This is a genomic window from Alitabrizicola rongguiensis (assembly GCF_021491355.1).
GTDB lineage: Bacteria > Pseudomonadota > Alphaproteobacteria > Rhodobacterales > Rhodobacteraceae > Aliitabrizicola > Aliitabrizicola rongguiensis.
The window spans coordinates 816,679-835,166 of sequence record NZ_JAKENF010000003.1; the positions used below are offsets into that span (position 1 = coordinate 816,679).

16 protein-coding genes are annotated in these 18,488 nt (G+C 65.8%); 11 read left to right on the plus strand and 5 right to left on the minus strand.

The genetic code is table 11. The features are described from left to right. Positions 1-140: 140 nt before the first annotated feature. From L0V05_RS15495 to L0V05_RS15510, 4 genes are all read left to right on the plus strand, one after another. On the plus strand, positions 141-1,097 hold the full coding sequence (locus L0V05_RS15495) for a GAF domain-containing protein (protein ID WP_234871981.1): 957 nt from the start codon (positions 141-143) through the stop codon (positions 1,095-1,097). Positions 1,098-1,237: 140 nt separating this feature from the next. Then, positions 1,238-2,755, plus strand: coding sequence for an acetaldehyde dehydrogenase ExaC (gene exaC, locus L0V05_RS15500; protein WP_234871983.1), 1,518 nt, complete (start codon positions 1,238-1,240; stop codon positions 2,753-2,755). Positions 2,756-2,982: 227 nt separating this feature from the next. Further along, the gene (locus L0V05_RS15505; protein ID WP_234871985.1) at positions 2,983-3,861 is read left to right on the plus strand and encodes a DNA adenine methylase; all 879 of its coding nucleotides are present in this window, start codon (positions 2,983-2,985) and stop codon (positions 3,859-3,861) included. A gap of 125 nt (positions 3,862-3,986) precedes the next feature. Further along, positions 3,987-4,256, plus strand: a complete 270-nt coding sequence (locus L0V05_RS15510) for a DUF1127 domain-containing protein (RefSeq protein ID WP_234871986.1) — start codon at positions 3,987-3,989, stop codon at positions 4,254-4,256. Here the strand turns inward: L0V05_RS15510 and L0V05_RS15515 are convergent. Next, entirely contained in the window at positions 4,253-5,188 is a 936-nt protein-coding gene (locus L0V05_RS15515; RefSeq protein ID WP_234871988.1) for a LysR substrate-binding domain-containing protein, read from the minus strand. The genes L0V05_RS15510 and L0V05_RS15515 overlap by 4 nt on opposite strands. Before the next feature lie 209 nt (positions 5,189-5,397). Here L0V05_RS15515 and katG point away from each other — a divergent pair, with 209 nt between their 5' ends. After that, positions 5,398-7,617, plus strand: a complete 2,220-nt coding sequence (katG, locus tag L0V05_RS15520; RefSeq protein WP_255683781.1) for a catalase/peroxidase HPI — start codon at positions 5,398-5,400, stop codon at positions 7,615-7,617. Positions 7,618-7,761: 144 nt separating this feature from the next. Further along, entirely contained in the window at positions 7,762-10,467 is a 2,706-nt protein-coding gene (locus L0V05_RS15525) for an HAD-IC family P-type ATPase (protein WP_234871990.1), read from the plus strand. Between the two features lie 6 nt (positions 10,468-10,473). Here L0V05_RS15525 and L0V05_RS15530 read toward each other — a convergent pair whose 3' ends face one another. Further along, positions 10,474-10,662, minus strand: a complete 189-nt coding sequence (locus L0V05_RS15530; RefSeq protein ID WP_234871992.1) for a heavy-metal-associated domain-containing protein — start codon at positions 10,660-10,662, stop codon at positions 10,474-10,476. 165 nt (positions 10,663-10,827) lie between these two features. Between L0V05_RS15530 and L0V05_RS15535 the strand changes: the two genes are divergently transcribed. Both L0V05_RS15535 and cueR read left to right on the plus strand, forming a co-directional pair. Beyond that, complete coding sequence (locus tag L0V05_RS15535) at positions 10,828-13,311, plus strand: heavy metal translocating P-type ATPase (protein WP_234871994.1); 2,484 nt, start codon at positions 10,828-10,830, stop codon at positions 13,309-13,311. Continuing rightward, the gene (gene cueR / locus L0V05_RS15540; RefSeq protein ID WP_234871996.1) at positions 13,308-13,715 is read left to right on the plus strand and encodes a Cu(I)-responsive transcriptional regulator; all 408 of its coding nucleotides are present in this window, start codon (positions 13,308-13,310) and stop codon (positions 13,713-13,715) included. Before L0V05_RS15535 ends, cueR begins: the two co-directional genes overlap by 4 nt. Before the next feature lie 86 nt (positions 13,716-13,801). Here the strand turns inward: cueR and L0V05_RS15545 are convergent, their stop codons facing one another. Continuing rightward, positions 13,802-14,014, minus strand: coding sequence for a DUF1127 domain-containing protein (locus L0V05_RS15545; protein ID WP_234871998.1), 213 nt, complete (start codon positions 14,012-14,014; stop codon positions 13,802-13,804). Between the two features lie 234 nt (positions 14,015-14,248). Here L0V05_RS15545 and surE point away from each other — a divergent pair, with 234 nt between their 5' ends. The 3 genes from surE (at position 14,249) to L0V05_RS15560 (ending at position 16,922) form a co-directional block, all read left to right on the plus strand. Then, entirely contained in the window at positions 14,249-15,034 is a 786-nt protein-coding gene (gene surE, locus L0V05_RS15550; RefSeq protein ID WP_234872000.1) for a 5'/3'-nucleotidase SurE, read from the plus strand. After that, positions 15,031-15,672, plus strand: a complete 642-nt coding sequence (locus L0V05_RS15555; RefSeq protein WP_234872002.1) for a protein-L-isoaspartate(D-aspartate) O-methyltransferase — start codon at positions 15,031-15,033, stop codon at positions 15,670-15,672. Before surE ends, L0V05_RS15555 begins: the two co-directional genes overlap by 4 nt. Positions 15,673-15,776: 104 nt before the next feature. After that, the gene (locus L0V05_RS15560) at positions 15,777-16,922 is read left to right on the plus strand and encodes a M23 family metallopeptidase (RefSeq protein ID WP_234872235.1); all 1,146 of its coding nucleotides are present in this window, start codon (positions 15,777-15,779) and stop codon (positions 16,920-16,922) included. Here the strand turns inward: L0V05_RS15560 and L0V05_RS15565 are convergent. Together L0V05_RS15565 and L0V05_RS15570 are read right to left on the minus strand one after the other, a co-directional pair. Further along, on the minus strand, positions 16,916-18,049 hold the full coding sequence (locus tag L0V05_RS15565) for an NUDIX domain-containing protein (RefSeq protein WP_234872004.1): 1,134 nt from the start codon (positions 18,047-18,049) through the stop codon (positions 16,916-16,918). The genes L0V05_RS15560 and L0V05_RS15565 overlap by 7 nt on opposite strands. Next, entirely contained in the window at positions 18,046-18,486 is a 441-nt protein-coding gene (locus L0V05_RS15570; RefSeq protein WP_234872005.1) for a TrgA family protein, read from the minus strand. The genes L0V05_RS15565 and L0V05_RS15570 overlap by 4 nt, the downstream gene beginning before the upstream one ends. Positions 18,487-18,488 lie beyond the last annotated feature (2 nt).

Sequence of the window (18,488 nt, forward strand, 5' to 3'; positions counted from 1 at the left end):
GGCGCCTTCCCGCCCCCTGGGGCTGGCCCTGATGTCACACAAGGTTGACTTATCCCATCCAGCCTTCATGTTAGGGGATGATCATCGGCACCCGGAGGAGGACCGGTTGCTGGTGATGGCCCGGGGTGAGGAGGCCTGCCGTGGCACGGACCTTTGCTCAGACGCATGCAAGCGCCGTGGAAGCCGCGATCCGCAGCGACGCTGCGGCGCGCTCGCCCGTTGTCGCGTCGTGGAGCCGGTCGGCACACCTGCATGGCCTAGACCCGGAACACCGCCGCCCGCCGGAACGTCTGACCGAGGCCGAGCTTGCCCAGGCGCGCGAACGGATGGAACCGCTTCTGAAGGTTGCGGGTCCGAGCCTCGACAAGCTGTTTCAGACCGTGGGCGGTGTGGGCTGTTCGGTCATGCTGGCCGATAGCGACGGCGTTCCGGTCGAACGCCGTGGGGCTTCCGTCGACGACCGGCAGTTCCACGACTGGGGTCTGTGGACCGGGGCGATCTGGTCGGAGGCGACCGAGGGGACCAACGGCATCGGCACGGCACTTGCCGAAAGGCGCGCGGTGACCATTCACCGCGACCAGCATTACCTGTCGCGCAACACGGCGTTGTCCTGCATGAGCGCGCCGGTCCATGATGCGACCGGCCAGATCGCCGGCGTTCTTGACGTGTCGTCCTGCCGCGACGACCTGACCGAGGGATTTGCCGCCATCATCTCGCATCTGGTGGTCGAAGCCGCGCGGAAGATCGAAGCCGACGTCTTCCGCCACGCCTTTCCCAGGGCGCGCATCGTGCTCGTGCCTGGCTCCGACCGGGCAGCGGCGGCGCTTCTGGCCGTGGATGGCGACGATCTGGTTGTGGGGGCGACACGCAGCGCCCGCCAGTTGCTGAACCTCACCGGCGACCTGCTCGCGGCACCCCGTCCGGCCAGCGACATGCTGGGCATGGCCGGCCCGGACACGCTCGAGGATGCAGAAAGGGCAGTGCTTCAGCGCGCCCTTGCCCGGCACGGCGGGAACGTCTCTGCCGCGGCGCGCTCGCTAGGGATCAGCCGCGCGACCTTCCACCGCAAGATCGGCAGCCTTGCACAGCGGTCATAGCCGCAATTCGCCGTCGTCATGTGTCGCAATCCTGAGACAGGTCAGCTGTTTCGTGTCCCGGCGACGGGCTGACAGCGGGCCCAGATGATTCCAGCTTCTTCCCAGGCCGCAGCGAAACGCGGCTATGAGGAGGAGAGACCATGACCAAACACGAAGAATTCGGCCTCAAGACGGCCCCCTTCAAGACCCGCTACGACAACTACATCGGCGGCGAATGGGTGGCGCCCAAGTCCGGCCGCTACATGCCGAACATCTCGCCGGTGACCGGCCAGGTCATCTGCGAAGTTGCTCGCTCGGATGCCCAGGACATCGAGATGGCGCTCGACGCCGCGCACAAGGCCCGCAAGGCCTGGGGCGAGTCCTCGATCACCACGCGCTCGAACATCCTGATGAAGATCGCCGACCGGATCGAGCAGAACCTGGAAGCCATCGCTCTGGCCGAGACCTGGGACAACGGCAAGCCGCTGCGTGAGACGCTGGCCGCCGACCTGCCGCTGACCGTCGACCATTTCCGCTACTTCGCCGGCGCGATCCGCGCGCAGGAAGGCTCGATCGGCCAGCTGGACAACGACACCGTCGCCTATCACTTCCACGAACCGCTCGGCGTTGTCGGCCAGATCATCCCCTGGAACTTCCCGATCCTGATGGCGGCATGGAAACTCGCCCCGGCGCTCGCCGCCGGCAACTGCGTGGTGCTGAAGCCGGCCGAGCAGACCCCGGCCTCGATCCTGTACATGATGCAGTTCATCGAAGACCTGCTGCCCCCGGGCGTGCTGAACATCGTCAACGGCATCGGTGAAGAGGCTGGCGCGGCGCTGTCCTCGTCGAAGCGCATCGCCAAGATCGCCTTCACCGGCTCGACCCCCGTCGGCAAGATGATCATGCGCGCTGCCGCAGACAACCTGACCAACATCACGCTGGAGCTGGGCGGCAAGTCGCCGAACCTGTTCTTCGCCGACGTGATGAACGAGGATGACGCGTTCCTCGACAAGGCGCTGGAAGGGTTCACGATGTTTGCCCTGAACCAGGGCGAAGTCTGCACCTGCCCGTCCCGGGCCCTGATCCAGGAATCGATCTACGACCGGTTCATGGAAAAGGCGCTCAAGCGGGTCGAGGCGATCGTGGCAGGCGACCCCCGGATCGGCAACACCATGATCGGTGCGCAGGCCAGCCAGGAGCAGTTCGACAAGATCTCGTCCTATCTCGAGATCGGCCGCAAGGAAGGCGCGAAAGTGCTGACCGGTGGTTCGGCAAACCACTTCAACGGCGATCTGAGGGAAGGTTTCTACATCCAGCCGACCGTCTTCGAAGGCAACAACAAGATGCGGGTCTTCCAGGAGGAAATCTTCGGGCCTGTCGTGTCCGTGACCACCTTCAAGACGCTGGAAGAAGCGCTCGAGATCGCCAACGACACCGTCTTCGGCCTGGGTGCCGGCGTGTGGAGCCGCGACATGAACACCGCCTACCGCGCGGGCCGCGGCATCGAAGCGGGCCGTGTCTGGACCAACTGCTACCACGCCTACCCGGCGGGTGCGGCCTTCGGCGGCTACAAGCAGTCGGGCATCGGGCGTGAAACCCACAAGATGATGCTCGACCACTATCAGGAAACGAAGAACCTGCTCGTCTCGTACAACCCGAACAAGCTCGGGTTCTTCTAAGCCGATCCCTGCGGCGGGGTTCCCTCCTTTTTCCGCCGCAGGGTCCCGGGCAAACAAGGCGCATGATCTCCGGCATCGTGCGTAGCTTTCTTGCCCTATCGGGCGGCGCGGGTCCTCCCCCATGCGCCGCCCTTTCCTTTTCAACCGCCGCGCGGTTCGGTCTTGGAACAGCCGGCGTTTCGGGCCAGACTACTGCGGGTAGGGATTGGCGAGGACGGGCCGACAAGATGCAGTATGCCTTCGCGACCGAAGCGGACCGGCGCGCGGTCACGCCCTTCAAGCCGCAGCTGCTCAAATGGATCGGCAGCAAGCAGAAGGTCGCGCCCCGGATCATCGCAGAATTCCCGGCCCGTTTCGGGGCCTATCACGAACCTTTCCTCGGCGCGGGCGGCGTTCTGGCAACCCTGGCCCCCGAGCGCGCCTTCGGTTCGGACACGTTCCCGCCGCTGATCGAGATCTGGCAGGCCCTGGCCAGCGACCCCGAGCGATTGAAGCGCTGGTATGCCGAACGGTGGACGGCCTTCAAGGCAGGCGAGCGCGAGGTGGAATACGAGCGCATCAAGGCAAGCTACAACGCCCATCCGAATGGCGCGGATTTCCTGTTCCTGACCCGAAGCTGCTACGGCGGTGTCGTGCGGTTCCGGCGCAAGGATGGCTACATGTCGACGCCGGTCGGCGCCCATCCCCCGATCTCGCCCCTCGCCTTTGCCAAGCGGGTGGACCTGTGGCACGCCCGGCTCAAGGGGGCGCAGTTCGACCGGCTCGACTTCGAAGAGGCGATGGCGCGGGCGAAGCCTGGCGATCTGGTCTATTGCGACCCGCCCTATGCCCATTCCCAGACGATCCTATACGGGGCGCAATCGTTCGACCTGACGCGCCTCATGGCCGCGATTGCCGACTGCAAGGCGCGCGGCGTCCGCTTGGCACTCAGCATCGACGGCACGAAGAAAAGCGGCGACCGGTCCTGCGCGATCCCCCTGCCCCCAGGCCTGTTTGAGCGTGAGGTGATGGTCGACCTTGGCCGGTCCATGCTGCGCAGGTTCCAGATGGAGGGCCAGAGTCTTGAGGCGGAAAATGTCAGCGACCGGCTGCTGCTGACGTGGTGAGCGAACAGGCGCTCTGACGTTTCGTTCACGGTCTTGCCGAACATCGCGACGATGCCCTGACGCGGCACGGCGCATCCTTCCTGCAGGACCCTGAACCGCAGAAAGGATCAGAAATGTCACCAACCATGCCCCTATCGCCCGACCGCAAAGCCCTGCTTTACGGCTCGGGTTCCGGCCCTTTGCACCTGATCCGCCTTTGGCTGGCCGGGCTGCTCCGCCGTCCCGCCGGATGGTGGCGCCAAAGGCAGGATCGTCGCGCACTCAGCGGGCTCTTGGCTGTCGACCATCGCCAGCTGGCCGATATCGGCCTGACCGGAGACGACATCCAGATGTTGCTCGACCGACCGGTCATCCGGCGACGGAAGCTGACGATCCGCTTGGACAGGCAGGGCTAAGCCGTCTCAGGCGCGGGTCGGAAACGCTCCGGTCCGCGCAGCCCGGCCATTCCGGCGCCGCGCACCACCTCGGCCACCTGCGCAAGTTGCCGTGCGAAGGGGCTGCTCCTGCGCCAGACCATGCCGATCGTCCGGGTCGGATGAGGCGGGCGGAACCGCGCGATTGAAACGGCGGCTGAGCGGGTCTCGACCGGAACCGCCATTTCTGGGATCAGCGTGACGCCGATGCCAGCGCCCACCATCTGCACCAGCGTCGATAGAGAACTTCCGTCCAGCAGCTCGCGCGGCGGCGTTGCCGCGAGGTTGCAGAAGGAAAGCGCCTGATCGCGGAAGCAGTGGCCCTCTTCCAGCAGGAGCAGCCGCATCTCGCGCAGCCCCTCGCGGTCCGGCACGGGCTTGTTGCTGTCGGCGAGCGGGCGCACCAACACGAATTCCTCGGAAAAGAGGGCAACCTCCGTCAACGCGGGTTCCGAGACCGGAAGCGCGACGATGGCAGCATCGAGCTTGCCCTCGTCCAGCTCCTGCACCAGCTTGGTCGTGATCGTCTCGCGCAGATGCAGGTCGAGATCCGGGTTCATCTCGGTCAGACGGGCGATGATCGAGGGCAGAAGATACGGGGCGACTGTCGGGATGACTCCGATCCGAAGCCGCCCAACCAGCCCGTCGCGCGAGACCCGGGCCAGATCGCCAAGCTCATCGACCGAGCGCAGGATGTCCTGGACCCTTCGTGCGAATTCCTCACCGAAGCCTGTCAGGCGAACTTGACGGGCCCCGCGTTCGAACAGCTCGGTGCCAAGCGACCCCTCCAGTTCGCGGATCTGCATCGACAGCGCCGGTTGCGATATGGCGCAGACATCGGCCGCCCGGCCGAAATGGCGCTGACGGGCGAGCGCGGCAAAGTAGCGAAGCTGGCGGAGCGTAAGATTGTTCATAAGTGGATCTTATCGCAGCAATCAGCAAATCCAACTTAATCTAATCGTCCGGCTCTGCTACTGCGATGTCTGTGACGCGGGGGAGATGCGGTTCACGCCACCACTGAGTCTGTTCTGCACGGCAATGTGTCATGCGGTCTTGATCCAGGGCGCGTATCCACAGGGACGACCCCGCGATTGTCCTTGATGAGCCAGCATTGGAGAAAGCCATGGATGGAAACGATACCGGCAGCGGCGGCAAGTGCCCGGTGATGCACGGCGCGCTGACGACGCTCGGCGCGCAGTCGAACCAGGACTGGTGGCCGAACCAGCTGAACCTGCGGATCCTCCATCAGCATTCGGGCAAATCCGATCCCCTGGGCGAGGCGTTCGATTATGAGACGGCGTTCAAGGGGCTGGACTACCAGGCGCTGAAGGCCGACCTGCGCGCGCTGATGACCGACAGTCAGGACTGGTGGCCGGCTGACTTCGGCCATTACGGACCCCTATTCATCCGCATGGCGTGGCACAGCGCCGGGACCTACCGCACCGGCGACGGCCGCGGCGGCGCAGGTGCCGGGCAGCAGCGCTTCGCGCCGCTGAATTCCTGGCCCGACAACGTCAACCTCGACAAGGCCCGGCGGCTCCTTTGGCCGATCAAGCAGAAATACGGCAACGCGATTTCCTGGGCCGACCTGATGATCCTGACCGGGAACGTCGCGCTCGAGTCGATGGGCTTCAAGACCTTCGGCTTCGGTGGCGGTCGCGCCGACACCTGGGAGCCGGAAGAAGACGTCTACTGGGGGGCCGAGAAGAAATGGCTTGAACTCAGCGGTGGCCCTGACAGCCGCTATAGCGGCGACCGCAACCTGGAAGACCCGCTCGCGGCCGTGCAGATGGGCCTGATCTACGTGAACCCCGAGGGTCCCGACGGCAACCCCGACCCGCTTGCCGCAGCAAAGGACATCCGCGAGACCTTCGCCCGCATGGCGATGGATGACGAGGAAACCGTCGCGCTGATCGCGGGCGGCCATACCTTCGGCAAGACCCATGGCGCCGGTGACGCGGCCCTCGTGGGGCGAGAGCCGGAAGCGGCGGGCATCGAGGAAATGGGCTTTGGCTGGGCCAGCAAGTTCGGCTCGGGCAAGGGCGGCGACACGATCTCGAGCGGCCTCGAGGTCACTTGGACGACCGCCCCGACCCAATGGACCAACAACTACTTCGAGAACCTCTTCGGTTTCGAATGGGAGCTGGAAAAATCGCCTGCCGGCGCGCATCAGTGGCGGCCGAAGAACGGTGCAGGCTCAGGCTCGGTTCCTGACGCGCATGATCCGAACAAGCGGCATGCTCCGAAGATGCTGACAACCGACCTCGCCCTGCGCTTTGACCCGATCTACGGACCGATCTCGCGCCGCTTCCTCGAGAACCCGGACCAGTTCGCTGATGCCTTTGCTCGTGCGTGGTTCAAGCTGACCCACCGCGACATGGGGCCGAAGGTTCGCTATCTCGGGCCGGAAGTGCCAGCGGAAGACCTGATCTGGCAGGATCCGGTGCCGGCGGTGGACCATGCCCTGATCGACGCGGCCGATGCGACTGCGCTGAAGGCACGCATCGTCGCCTCGGGCCTGAGCATCCAGGAACTGGTGGCAACCGCCTGGGCCTCGGCCTCGACTTTCCGCGGATCGGACAAGCGCGGCGGCGCGAACGGCGCGCGCATCCGGCTTGAGCCGCAGAAATCGTGGGAGGCGAACCAGCCCGCGCAATTGGCCAAGGTTCTGTCTGCGCTGGAAAAGATTCAGGCCGATTTCAACGCGACTGCAACCGGCGGCAAGAAAGTGTCGCTGGCCGACCTGATCGTCCTTGGCGGCAATGCGGCGGTCGAACTGGCGGCCAAGGCGGCGGGACATGACATGACCGTGCCCTTTGCCCCTGGCCGGACCGATGCGACGCAGGCCCAGACCGATGTCCACTCCTTCGAGGTTCTGGAACCGGTCGCGGATGGCTTCCGCAACTACGCCAAGACCCGCTTCAGCATGTCCGCCGAGGAAATGCTGATCGACAAGGCCCAGCTCCTGACGCTGACCGCGCCGGAGATGACGGTTCTGGTCGGCGGTCTGCGGGCGCTGGATGCGAACCACGGCCACACGAAGCACGGCGTCTTCACCAGCCGTCCGGGCACACTGACCAACGACTATTTCGTCAACCTGCTCGACATGAGCACGAAATGGGTCGCGACTTCGGACGGGCAGGACGTGTTCGAAGGCCGTGATCGCAAGACGGGTGCGCCGAAGTGGACGGCCACTCGAGTCGACCTCGTCTTCGGGTCGAACTCGCAACTGCGCGCGATCTCCGAGGTCTATGCCCAGGCCGACAATGCAGGCAAGTTCGTCAAGGACTTCGTCGCGGCCTGGACCAAGGTGATGAACCTCGACCGCTTCGATCTGAGCTGATCGCGTTGACGCAGATTGCAGGCGCGGCCAATCCGCCGCGCCTGTTCCCTTGTCTTTGTCCTTGATCCGAACGCGCACCGCCCGCCAGAGTGGGTATATGCCGTTCGAGCGCCCTGCCCCCCTTTTCCGGATCGTCGGTGCACCATGACACATGACGAGCCCGGCCTTGACGCAGCCGCTTTCGCGGCACAGGCAGCAGGCGCGCACCAAACATCCGCAAACGAAGTCGCCACCCAGTTCCGCACGAGCGGCAGCGGGCTCAGTTCGGATGAGGCGGCACGACGTCTGCCGATCTTCGGTCCGAACGCCCTGCCAGAAACCCGGCGTCGTAGCCCGCTCCTGCGGTTCTTGTCCCAGTTCAACAATGCCTTGATCTATTTCCTGCTGGCCAGCGCAGCCGCCGCAATCGCGCTCGGTCACGGAATAGACGCGGGCGTCATTCTTGCGGTTGTACTGGTGAACGCGACGGTCGGCTTCCTGCAGGAGGGCAAGGCCGAGGATGCCTTGCGGGCCATCGGCAACCTGATCGCACCGCGAGCCGCCGTCTTGCGCGAAGGACAGCGGATCGGCCTGCCGATGGCCGAACTCGTCCCCGGCGATGTCGTGCTCATCGAGGCGGGAGACCGCGTTCCCGCCGATCTGCGCCTCATCAAGGCGCGAAGCCTGCTGATCGACGAGGCGGTCCTGACCGGAGAGTCGGTGGCAAATGCGAAGCAGACCGCCCCCTCGGCCGCACAGTGCCCCCTCGGCGACCGACATTCGATGGCCTATTCCGGCACGCTTGTTGCCGCGGGCCAGGGAAGCGGAATCGTCGTCGCGACGGGACTTTCGACCGAGATCGGCAAGATCAGCGCCATGCTCGGCAAGGTCGAGGATCTGACGACGCCCCTCCTGCGGCAGATCAACGATTTCGGCCGGCGTTTCACCTGGTTCAGCCTTGTCCTGGCTGCGGCGCTATTCGCCTTTGCGGTCGGCTTGCGCGGCTTTGGCTGGACCGAGGCGCTGCTGGCAGTCGTAGCGCTGGCGGTCGGCATGATGCCCGAGGGTTTGCCCGCGGTCATCACCATTACGCTTGCGATTGGCGTGCGGCGGATGGCGGCACGCCGGGCCGTGATCCGGCAGTTGCCCGCGGTCGAAACGCTCGGCGCGGTGTCGGTCATCTGTTCCGACAAGACCGGCACCCTGACCCGCAACGAGATGACCGTCCGGCGGGTCGTGGCCGGGCACAAGACAACCGAGATCGACGGCGCCGGATATGACCCGGGTCCGCATGGGCTTGGCGCGGAGACGGATCACGGCCCCACTCTGTCGCTGATCCGGGCGGCGACGCTCTGCAACGATGCGGTGCTTCGCGCCGACCGCGGGTGGTCGGTCGAGGGCGATCCGATGGAAGGCGCGCTGGTCACGCTCGCCCACAAGGCCGGCTTTGATCCGGCCAACGAGCGAGAGGAATGGCAGCGGATCGACGAGATTCCGTTCGACGCGCGGCACCGTTTCATGGCGACGCTGCACCGGATGCCCTACGAACAGCGCATCGTCTTCGTGAAGGGGGCGCCGGAGCAGGTCCTGGCGATGTGCAACCGACAGGAAGCCGCAACCGGCACCGAGCCGCTCGACAGCGCCTTCTGGACTGCGCGAATCGCCGAGGCTGCAAGCCAGGGCGAGCGGGTCCTGGCCTTTGCAACGCACGCCCTGCCTGGCGGTCAGGACTCCATCGGCTTCGACGATCTTCGCAGGGATCTGACCTTTCTTGGCATCGTCGGCCTCATCGACCCGCCACGAGACGAGGTAATCCGCGCCATTGCCGAATGCCGCTCGGCCGGGATCGCGGTCAGGATGATAACTGGTGACCATGCCGAGACTGCACTGGCCATCGCGCGTCAACTGAACCTGTCGGAACACGTCACAGTCATGACCGGACAGGATCTTGACCGCCTGTCCGACGCTGACTTTGCGGCCGCTATCCGCGACGTGACGGTTTTTGCCCGAACCAGCCCTGCCCACAAGCTGCGGATCGTGCAGGCGCTCCAGTCGGAGGATCGCATCGTCGCGATGACCGGCGACGGGGTGAATGACGCACCTTCCCTGAAACAGGCAGATGTCGGGATCGCCATGGGTCTCAAGGGCACCGAGGCGGCGAAGGAAGCGGCCCAGATGGTGCTTCTGGACGACAACTTCGCCTCGATCGTCGCCGCCGTGCAGGAGGGTCGCACGGTTCAGGACAACATCCGCAAGGTCGTGGCCTGGACCTTGCCCACCAATGGCGGCGAGGCGCTGATCATCATCGCGGCGATCCTCTTGGGGTTCGTCCTGCCGATGACGCCGGTCCAGATCCTTTGGGTCAATCTGTTGACCGAGGGAACGCTCGGCTTGGTTCTTGCCTTCGAGCCCTCAGAGCCGGGCGTCATGCAACGCCCGCCGCGCCGGGCAGATGCAGGGCTTCTGTCGCGGTTCCTCGTCTGGCGGATCGCCTTCGTCACGGCGCTGTTCACGGCGATCTGCCTTGCCATGTTCTTTTGGGCGCTGGATCAAGGGCGCGACCTGGAAACCGCGCGAACAATGGTCGTCAACGTGCTGGTCGTGCTGGAGATTTCCTATCTGTTCAGCGTCCGGTATCTGCACCGCACGTCCTTTTCGCTGACAGGAGTGAAGGGCACGGGGCCGGTGCTGGCTGCCGTCGCGGTGGTCGTCGCGGGGCAACTGGCCTTCACCTATCTTCCAGCGCTTCAGGGCATCTTCGGCTCTCGCCCGCTCTCGCTGAGCGATGGCGCGATCATCCTCGCCGTCGGTGCGGGGTCGCTGGTGCTTCTTGAGATCGAGAAGCACCTCCTGCGCCGCCACTTCGTCTGAGGCGACTTACGCCGCCTCGAATCCCGCTTCCGCGAGGGCGGCGACTATGGCCTGACGTTCGGCACCCGTCTTGACCTCGACGTTTCGCGTCTCGAGATCGGCCTTGATCTCGGCTTCAGGGTCGATGCCCTGGATTGCGCGCGTGACACCGCGGACGCATCCGCCGCAGGTCATGTTTTCGACGTGGAACTGCATGATGGCCTCTTGGCTCGGAACTGGTTTCCCCGAGATAGGGCTTCCAACGGTGGCAAGGTCAAGAGCAAAGCCAATCGTTGATTTGCAGCAGATCGGGTCTTGACCTTCCCATCATTGGAAACCTTATCTGGGTCAGCGGACGACATCCATGAAAGGAGTCCCGCCATGACCAGACATGAGAAACCCGTAGCAAAACCCTCTGTCGAGCGGCTCGTTCTCGACATCGAGGGAATGACCTGCGCGTCCTGCGTTGGCCGGGTGGAGCGGGCACTGAAGGCCGTGCCAGGGGTCAAGAGCGCCTTGGTCAACCTTGCGACCGAACGGGCCGAGATCACGGGGCCTGACCTCGACCGCGCGGCACTGATCCGGTCGGTCGAGACCGCAGGCTATGACGTGCGCCGCCCGCCTGTCGATCTGGCGATCGAGGGGATGACCTGCGCCTCCTGCGTGGCGCGGGTGGAAAAGGCGCTGGCAGCGGTGCCCGGCGTCACCTCGGCGGCAGTCAACCTTGCGACCGAACGGGCGACGGTGGCGGGGTCCGCCGACCCGGCGGCGCTGATCGCGGCGGTCGAGAAGGCGGGGTATGACGCGCGGGTGGCTGCCGCTGCCGGTGCGGCCATGGCGGAGACCGCCGAGCGCCGCGCGGTCGAGGAAACCACGCTGAAGCGGGACCTGCTGATCGCCGCCGCGCTGACCCTGCCGGTCTTCGTGCTGGAAATGGGATCGCATCTGTTCATGGCCGTGCATATGGCGGTGATGAACACCATCGGGATGCAGAACAGCTGGTATCTGCAATTCGCCCTGACGACAGCGGTACTGCTTGGTCCGGGCCTGCGCTTCTACCGCAAGGGCCTTCCGGCTCTGGCCCGGCTCGCACCCGACATGAACAGCCTCGTCGCCGTCGGCACGCTGGCCGCCTATGGCTATTCGCTGGTGGCGACTTTCCTTCCCGGTCTGCTGCCCCCTGGCACGGTGAATGTCTATTACGAGGCCGCGGCGATGATCGTGACGCTGATCCTCTTCGGCCGCTGGCTCGAGGCGCGGGCCAAGGGCCGCACCTCCGAAGCGATCCGGCGGCTGGTCGGGCTGCAACCGAAGACGGCGCGTGTCCGGAGGGTCAACGGGGTTGTCGAACTGCCTGTCGCCGAGTTGCGGACCGGGGAAATGGTCGAGGTTCGCCCCGGCGAGCGGGTGCCGGTCGATGGCACGGTGACCGAGGGGACAAGCTGGATCGATGAAAGCATGATCACCGGCGAGCCTCTGCCCGTGGCCAAGGCTGCCGGTGCGCAGGTCACCGGTGGCACGGTCAACCAGACCGGCGCCTTCACATTCAGGGCGACGGCGGTGGGCGAGGCAACGATGCTGTCGCAGATCATCCGCATGGTCGAAGAAGCTCAGGGCGGCAAGCTGCCGATCCAGACGCTCGTCGACCGGGTGACGCTGTGGTTCGTGCCAGCGGTCATGGCGCTGTCGGCCCTGACCTTCGCCGCCTGGCTGGCCTTCGGACCCTCGCCTGCGCTGACCTTCGCGCTGGTCAACGCGGTTGCCGTCCTCATCATCGCCTGCCCTTGCGCCATGGGCCTTGCCACGCCGACCTCGATCATGGTCGGCACCGGGCGCGGCGCCGAACTGGGCGTGCTGTTCCGCAAGGGCGAGGCGCTGCAGGCCCTGCAGGATGTCACCGTGGTCGCGCTGGACAAGACCGGCACGCTGACCGAGGGCCATCCGCGCCTGACCGACCTGACGCTTGCCCCCGGTTTCGACCGGTCCGCGGTTCTTGCCGCCGTGGCCGCGGTCGAGGCACGGTCCGAGCATCCGATCGCCCGCGCACTGGTCGAGGCGGCCACTGCCGAGGGTCTCGGGGTGCCGGCGGTAACCGACTTCGCCTCGGTCACCGGCTATGGCGTGACGGCGAAGGTGGGCGACACGACTGTTGCCGTGGGCGCTGACCGCTACATGGCGAAGCTCGGGCTCGATACCGCGCCCTTCGCAGCCGAGGCGGAGCGGATGGCGGACGAAGCCCGCTCGCCTCTTTATGCCGCGATCGACGGAAGGTTGGCGGCAATCCTCGCCGTGGCCGACCCGGTGAAGGAGACGACGCCCCAGGCGATCGAAGCGCTCCATGCGCTTGGCCTAAAGGTCGCGATGGTCACGGGCGACAATGCCCGGACGGCCGAGGCCATCGCCCGCAAGCTCGGCATCGACGAGATCGTGGCCGAGGTGCTGCCCGAGGGCAAGGTCGCAGTAGTGCGCCGGCTGAAGGAGATGGGCCGGCTCGCCTTCGTCGGCGATGGCATAAACGATGCCCCGGCGCTGGCCGAGGCGGATGTGGGCATCGCGGTCGGGACCGGGACGGACATCGCCATCGAAGCGGCGGATGTGGTGCTGATGTCGGGCCGGCTGACCGGAGTCTCGGACGCGATCGCCCTGTCGAAGGCGACGATGCGCAACATCCGGCAGAACCTGTTCTGGGCATTCGCCTACAACACCGCGCTGATACCGCTGGCGGCCGGTGTTCTTTGGCCCGCCTATGGCATCCTGCTATCACCCGCCGTCGCGGCCGGGGCCATGGGTCTGTCGTCTGTCTTTGTCCTTGGCAACGCGCTGCGTCTGCGGCGCTTTGCCCCCCATCCGGAGCGTCCGGCATGAATATCGGGGAAGCTGCCCGCGCCTCGGGCGTCTCGGCGAAGATGATCCGCTATTACGAGTCGATCGGCCTGGTCCCGGCGGCCGCGCGGACCAATTCGGGTTACCGGACCTATGGCAATACCGAAGTGCAGATCCTGCGGTTCATCCGGCGCGGGCGCGATCTGGGGTTTCCGGTCGAGACGATCGCGGCGCTTCTGGCGCTCTGGCGCGACCGCAGCCGACAAAGCTCAGACGTCAAGCGGCTGGCGCTCGACCACGTTGCGGATCTGGAACGAAAGATCGCCGAGATGCAGGCGATGGCAAGCACGTTGCGACATCTGGCCGAAACCTGCGCGGGCGACGGGCGGCCCGACTGCCCGATCCTGGATGATCTGGGCAGTAGTCCAGCCAAGGCCTGCCACTAGACAGGTGGTCCGGACCCCTCTGCCACCCGGAGGGCGGGCGGCGGAGGGTCATGTTCGTCCTTCCCCGTTCGGGGAAGTCCGCGAAATCATGCGCGGCGCGCGGCTTCGGAGGCGATGTCGCCGATCATGAAGCGGGCAATGCCGATATCGGCCAGCTCGCGGTCAGTCATCGCTTCGAGTTCGTCGCGGGTCTGAGCATAGACGTGCATCTCGAGCATCTTGCGGGCGAAGGCCTGCTTCAGGTTGGTGAAGAAACCAACGGTGCTGCGGGGTGCGCTATGGGCAATGGAAATGGTCATATCTTGGTCCTTTCTTAGCAAGCGGACTTTCCTCCGCTTTCTGCATTGCAGCATATAGGTATGTACCGCTGACTTTAACCCATGCATCCGGAAGAACCGCCATGCACATATCGCATGGCTTGACTCTGCTTCGCATCGGCTCCGCCCGCCTGTCCCGCCGCCTTGCGGGCGTTGGCCGCTTTACGCCAGAGACGCCCTCGTCTAATCAGGAAACGGACGGCGAAAGGCAGGCGAATGCGCATTCTGATCACCAATGACGACGGCATAAACGCGCCAGGCCTCGAGGTGCTGACCCAGATCGCCACCGAACTTGCCGGGCCAAGGGGCGAGGTCTGGACCGTCGCCCCGGCCTTCGAGCAGTCGGGCGTCGGACATTGCATCAGCTACACCCACCCGATGATGATCGCCAAGCTTGGCGAACGGCGTTATGCCGCCGAAGGCAGCCCTGCCGACTGCGTGCTGGCAGCGCTCTACGATGTGCTCGACGGGCAATGGCCGGACCTGGTCCTGTCGGGCGTGAACCGCGGCAATAACGCTGGCGAGAACGTGCTGTATTCCGGCACGATCGGCGGAGCGATGGAGGCGGCGCTGCAAGGCATCCCGGCAATCGCACTCTCGCAATTCATGGGCAGCGCGACCGAGGGGCTCGATGATCCTTTCGAGGCGGCCCGCACGCATGGAACTGACTTGATCCGGCGGCTGCTGGAGCGCGGCCATTGGGATCAGACGGATTACCGGCTGTTCTACAACGTGAATTTCCCGCCGGTTCCTGCGGCCGCGGTGCGCGGGTCTCGTGTCGCGGCGCAAGGGTTCCGCCGGGACACCTCGTTCTCGGTCGAACCGCATATGTCGCCTTCGGGGCGGCGCTTCCTGTGGATCAAGGGCGGCGCGCAGCACCGCCCGACCCTGCCGGGCACCGATGTGGCGGTCAATCTTGACGGCTACATCTCGGTGACCCCCATGCGCGCGGACCTGACGGCGCATGACCGCCTTGGCGATCTCGAGGTGGCGCTCGGATGACGGATGCCGCGGAGCAGAAGATGCGCTTTCTTTACGCACTCCGCTCCAAGGGCGTGACCGACGCTCGGGTTCTGTCGGCGATGGAGAAGATCGACCGTGGCCTGTTCGTCCGCGGCCTCTTCGCCGAACGCGCCTATGAGGATATGCCGCTGCCGATCTCCTGCGGGCAGACGATCAGCCAGCCCTCGGTCGTGGGCCTGATGACGCAGGCGCTCAATGTGAACACGCGCGACAAGGTGCTCGAGGTCGGGACAGGCTCGGGCTATCAGGCCGCGATCCTGAGCCTGCTCGCGCGGCGGGTCTATACGGTCGACCGCCACCGGCGGCTGGTCCGCGAGGCGCAGGAGCTGTTCCAGCAGCTTGACCTGGTAAACATCACGGCGATGACGGCAGATGGCAGCTTCGGCCTGCCAGACCAGGCGCCGTTCGACCGGATCATCGTGACGGCCGCGGCGGAAGACCCGCCGGGGCCGCTCTTGGCGCAGTTGAAGATCGGCGGTATCATGGTACTTCCGGTCGGGCAGTCCGATGCGGTGCAAAGCCTGATCAAGGTCACAAGGACCGAAACTGGCTTCGAATACGAGGAACTTAGACCGGTGCGCTTCGTTCCGCTGGTCGAAGGGCTCGGGTCGGAATGAAGCGCATCGGGATCAACCCGGGCGGCAAGGTGGGGCAAGGCATGGTGTTTTCTGGCAGGATGGCTTTCGGCGGATCGAATTCCGGTGCGACGGTTCGCGTGCTGATGGCGGGCGCGGCCCTGTCGGCGCTGACTGCCTGCGTCAGCCCGCAAGGGGCGCAGGACTGGGATCTGCGTGCGAACGGGGCCTCGACCACCGAGGCAGCGATGACCGCGACGGCCAACCGTCCGACGCCTGACGCACGCGGCGTCATCTCCTATCCCGGCTATCAGGTTGCCGTCGCGCGGCAAGGCGATACGGTCGGCAGCGTCGCCACGCGTGTCGGGATTGCACCGACGCAGCTGGCCCAGTTCAACGCCTTGACTGTCGATACGCCGCTCAACGATGGCGCTGTCCTCGCGCTGCCAAGCCGCGTTGCCGAAAGCGCGCCAATGGGCACCGCAACCCCGACAGCTCCGGGGGCAACGGCAGGGGGCATCGAGGTGACGGCCATCGCCTCCAGCGCGATCGACCGCTCCACAGCAACAAGCACAACCACCAGCGCCCCTGCGCCCGGAGGAGTGGAGCCGATCCGCCACAAGGTCGCCCGTGGCGAGACCGCCTATTCCATCGCCAGGATGTACGGCGTCTCGGCCAAGTCACTTGCGGAATGGAACGGACTTGGCCCCGATCTGTCAGTGCATGAAGGCCAGTACCTGCTGATCCCGGTGGCCCTGCCCGGCGCTGCTCCCGTTGCGGTCGCGCCGACGGTGGTCAACGCTCCAGGCACGGGTTCACCGACGCCTGAACCGCCCTCGGCCTCCAAGCCGCTGCCCAAGGAGAAAACCCAGCCCGCCTCCGCCAAGCCCGAGGGAACGCCCCCCTCGCCCGATCTTGGCAAGCAGCGCACCTCTGCGTCCGCCGCGCGCTTTGCCATGCCGGCGCAGGGCAGCATCATCCGGGCCTTCGCGCCGAAGGCGAACATGGGCATCGACATCGGCGCGCCGGGCGGCAGCCCGGTCAAGGCCGCAGACGACGGCACGATCGGCGCCGTGACGAAGGATACCTCTGGCGTGGCGATCGTCGTGATCCGCCATGCCGGCAACCTGGCTACGGTCTATGCCAATGTCGACAACATCACCGTGAAGAAGGGCGACACCGTCAAGCGCGGCCAACAATTCGCCACGGTGCGCAAGGCCGACCCGACCTATCTGCATTTCGAGGTGCGCAAGGGCACCGAGGCGGTGGATCCGGCGCCCTACGTTCAGTAGGGCACCTGCCCCCCTGCCCGCAGCCGGTCGCGGTTCGCGGCCAGCCACATCACCGTCACCAGCAGCGGCGCGTTGTTGATCTCGCCGCTGCCGGTCAGCTCCATCAGCCGCTCGAAGCCGATCAGGTGACCGCGGATATCCTCTGATTCCTCGGCTAGCCCGAAGGTCCCGGCACTGCCATCAGGCAGGTCCGTCAGCGCGACGTAAGAGTAAAGGTACTCGGCCTTGGCGCCCGGCGAGGGATAGTATCCGGCGGCAAAATGCATCTGTCCGATCACGAGGCCCGCCTCTTCCACCGCCTCGCGCCGTGCCGACTCCTCCGGTGTCTCGCCCGGATCAATCCGCCCGGCGATCGCCTCCAGCAGCCAGGGCTGCGCATCGCCCCGCGCCAGGGGACCAGGGCGGAATTGCTCGATCAGCAGCACGCGGTCGCGCACCGGATCGTAAGGCAGCACCGTCACCGCATCGCCCGAGATGAAAACCGCCCGGTTGACCTCGGGGCCCAGGCCGCCGCGAAACCGGACGTGGCGAAGCTCATATTCCTCGACCGCGAAGAAATTCGCATAGGGCTGCCGGATCGCGCGCGTTGCGACATCGCCCGGCCGGGCATCGTGACGGAGCGTCGCCGGGGCCGGCGAAGCCAGCGCCCGCACCCGCGACGAGGCGCGCACCATCATCAGCCGAAGCCGGCGGCGGATCTGGGCCGGGTGCGCCTGCCCCTGAAGCGCCAGAACGTCCTCGACTGTCGCGGCAAGGGTCGCGGCCCATTGCCTTGTCCAAGGGCCGGATTGCAAGGGGATCACCTTTTTCGACGGTGGGTGGCGCGGAACCAGCGCGCGGGCGGTTCCTCCCCCTGCCGTGGTTGCGATCGTCACCAGCGCCAGGCTCTGGTCGAGGACGTCTGCCAGGAATTCGAGCCGGGAGAGCGCCGTTGCATCCAGCCGTAGCACCACACCCTCGGCGTCCTCGCCCTCCGAGGCCAGGAGCAGCGGCCAGGGGTCGTCTTCCGAAAGGACGATGGCATGATCCGCAAGCCTCGTGCGGGCGCTCGCAGCCTCCCGCCCCAGGATGGCGCTGCAGGACACGGGCAATGCAAGGGCGCCATGCAGGAAGACGTCTGCGCTCACGGCCACCGCCGGCTGACGAATTCGCAGATGATCCCGGCCAGGATGCCGCCGGCGAAGGCCGGCACCAGAACATCGACGGTCAGGATCGATCGACCGAAATCAAGCATCAAGCTGCCCGCACCCAGAAGCGCCTCCAGCGGATCTCCGTAGATCCTCCGGGTCGACTGGATGACCATGACGTAGATCGCGAAGGTCAGGATGACCCAGAAGAACACCGTCACGACCGTGCGCGCGCCAAAGCCTATTGACGCCCAGTAGCCCGCCCCCGCGAACCGCCCCGAAACTCGCCAGCCCCAGACAAGGCCCATGAACGCCGAAACCTCGCTCAAGTAGCCCCAGACCGTGCGTTCGGTGATCGTGGTCTTGTAAATCTCGGCGACCAAGAAGCTGAGCGCGGCGAAAAGGATGGCAGCAACGAGCTTGGCGGCGGTCGGCATCG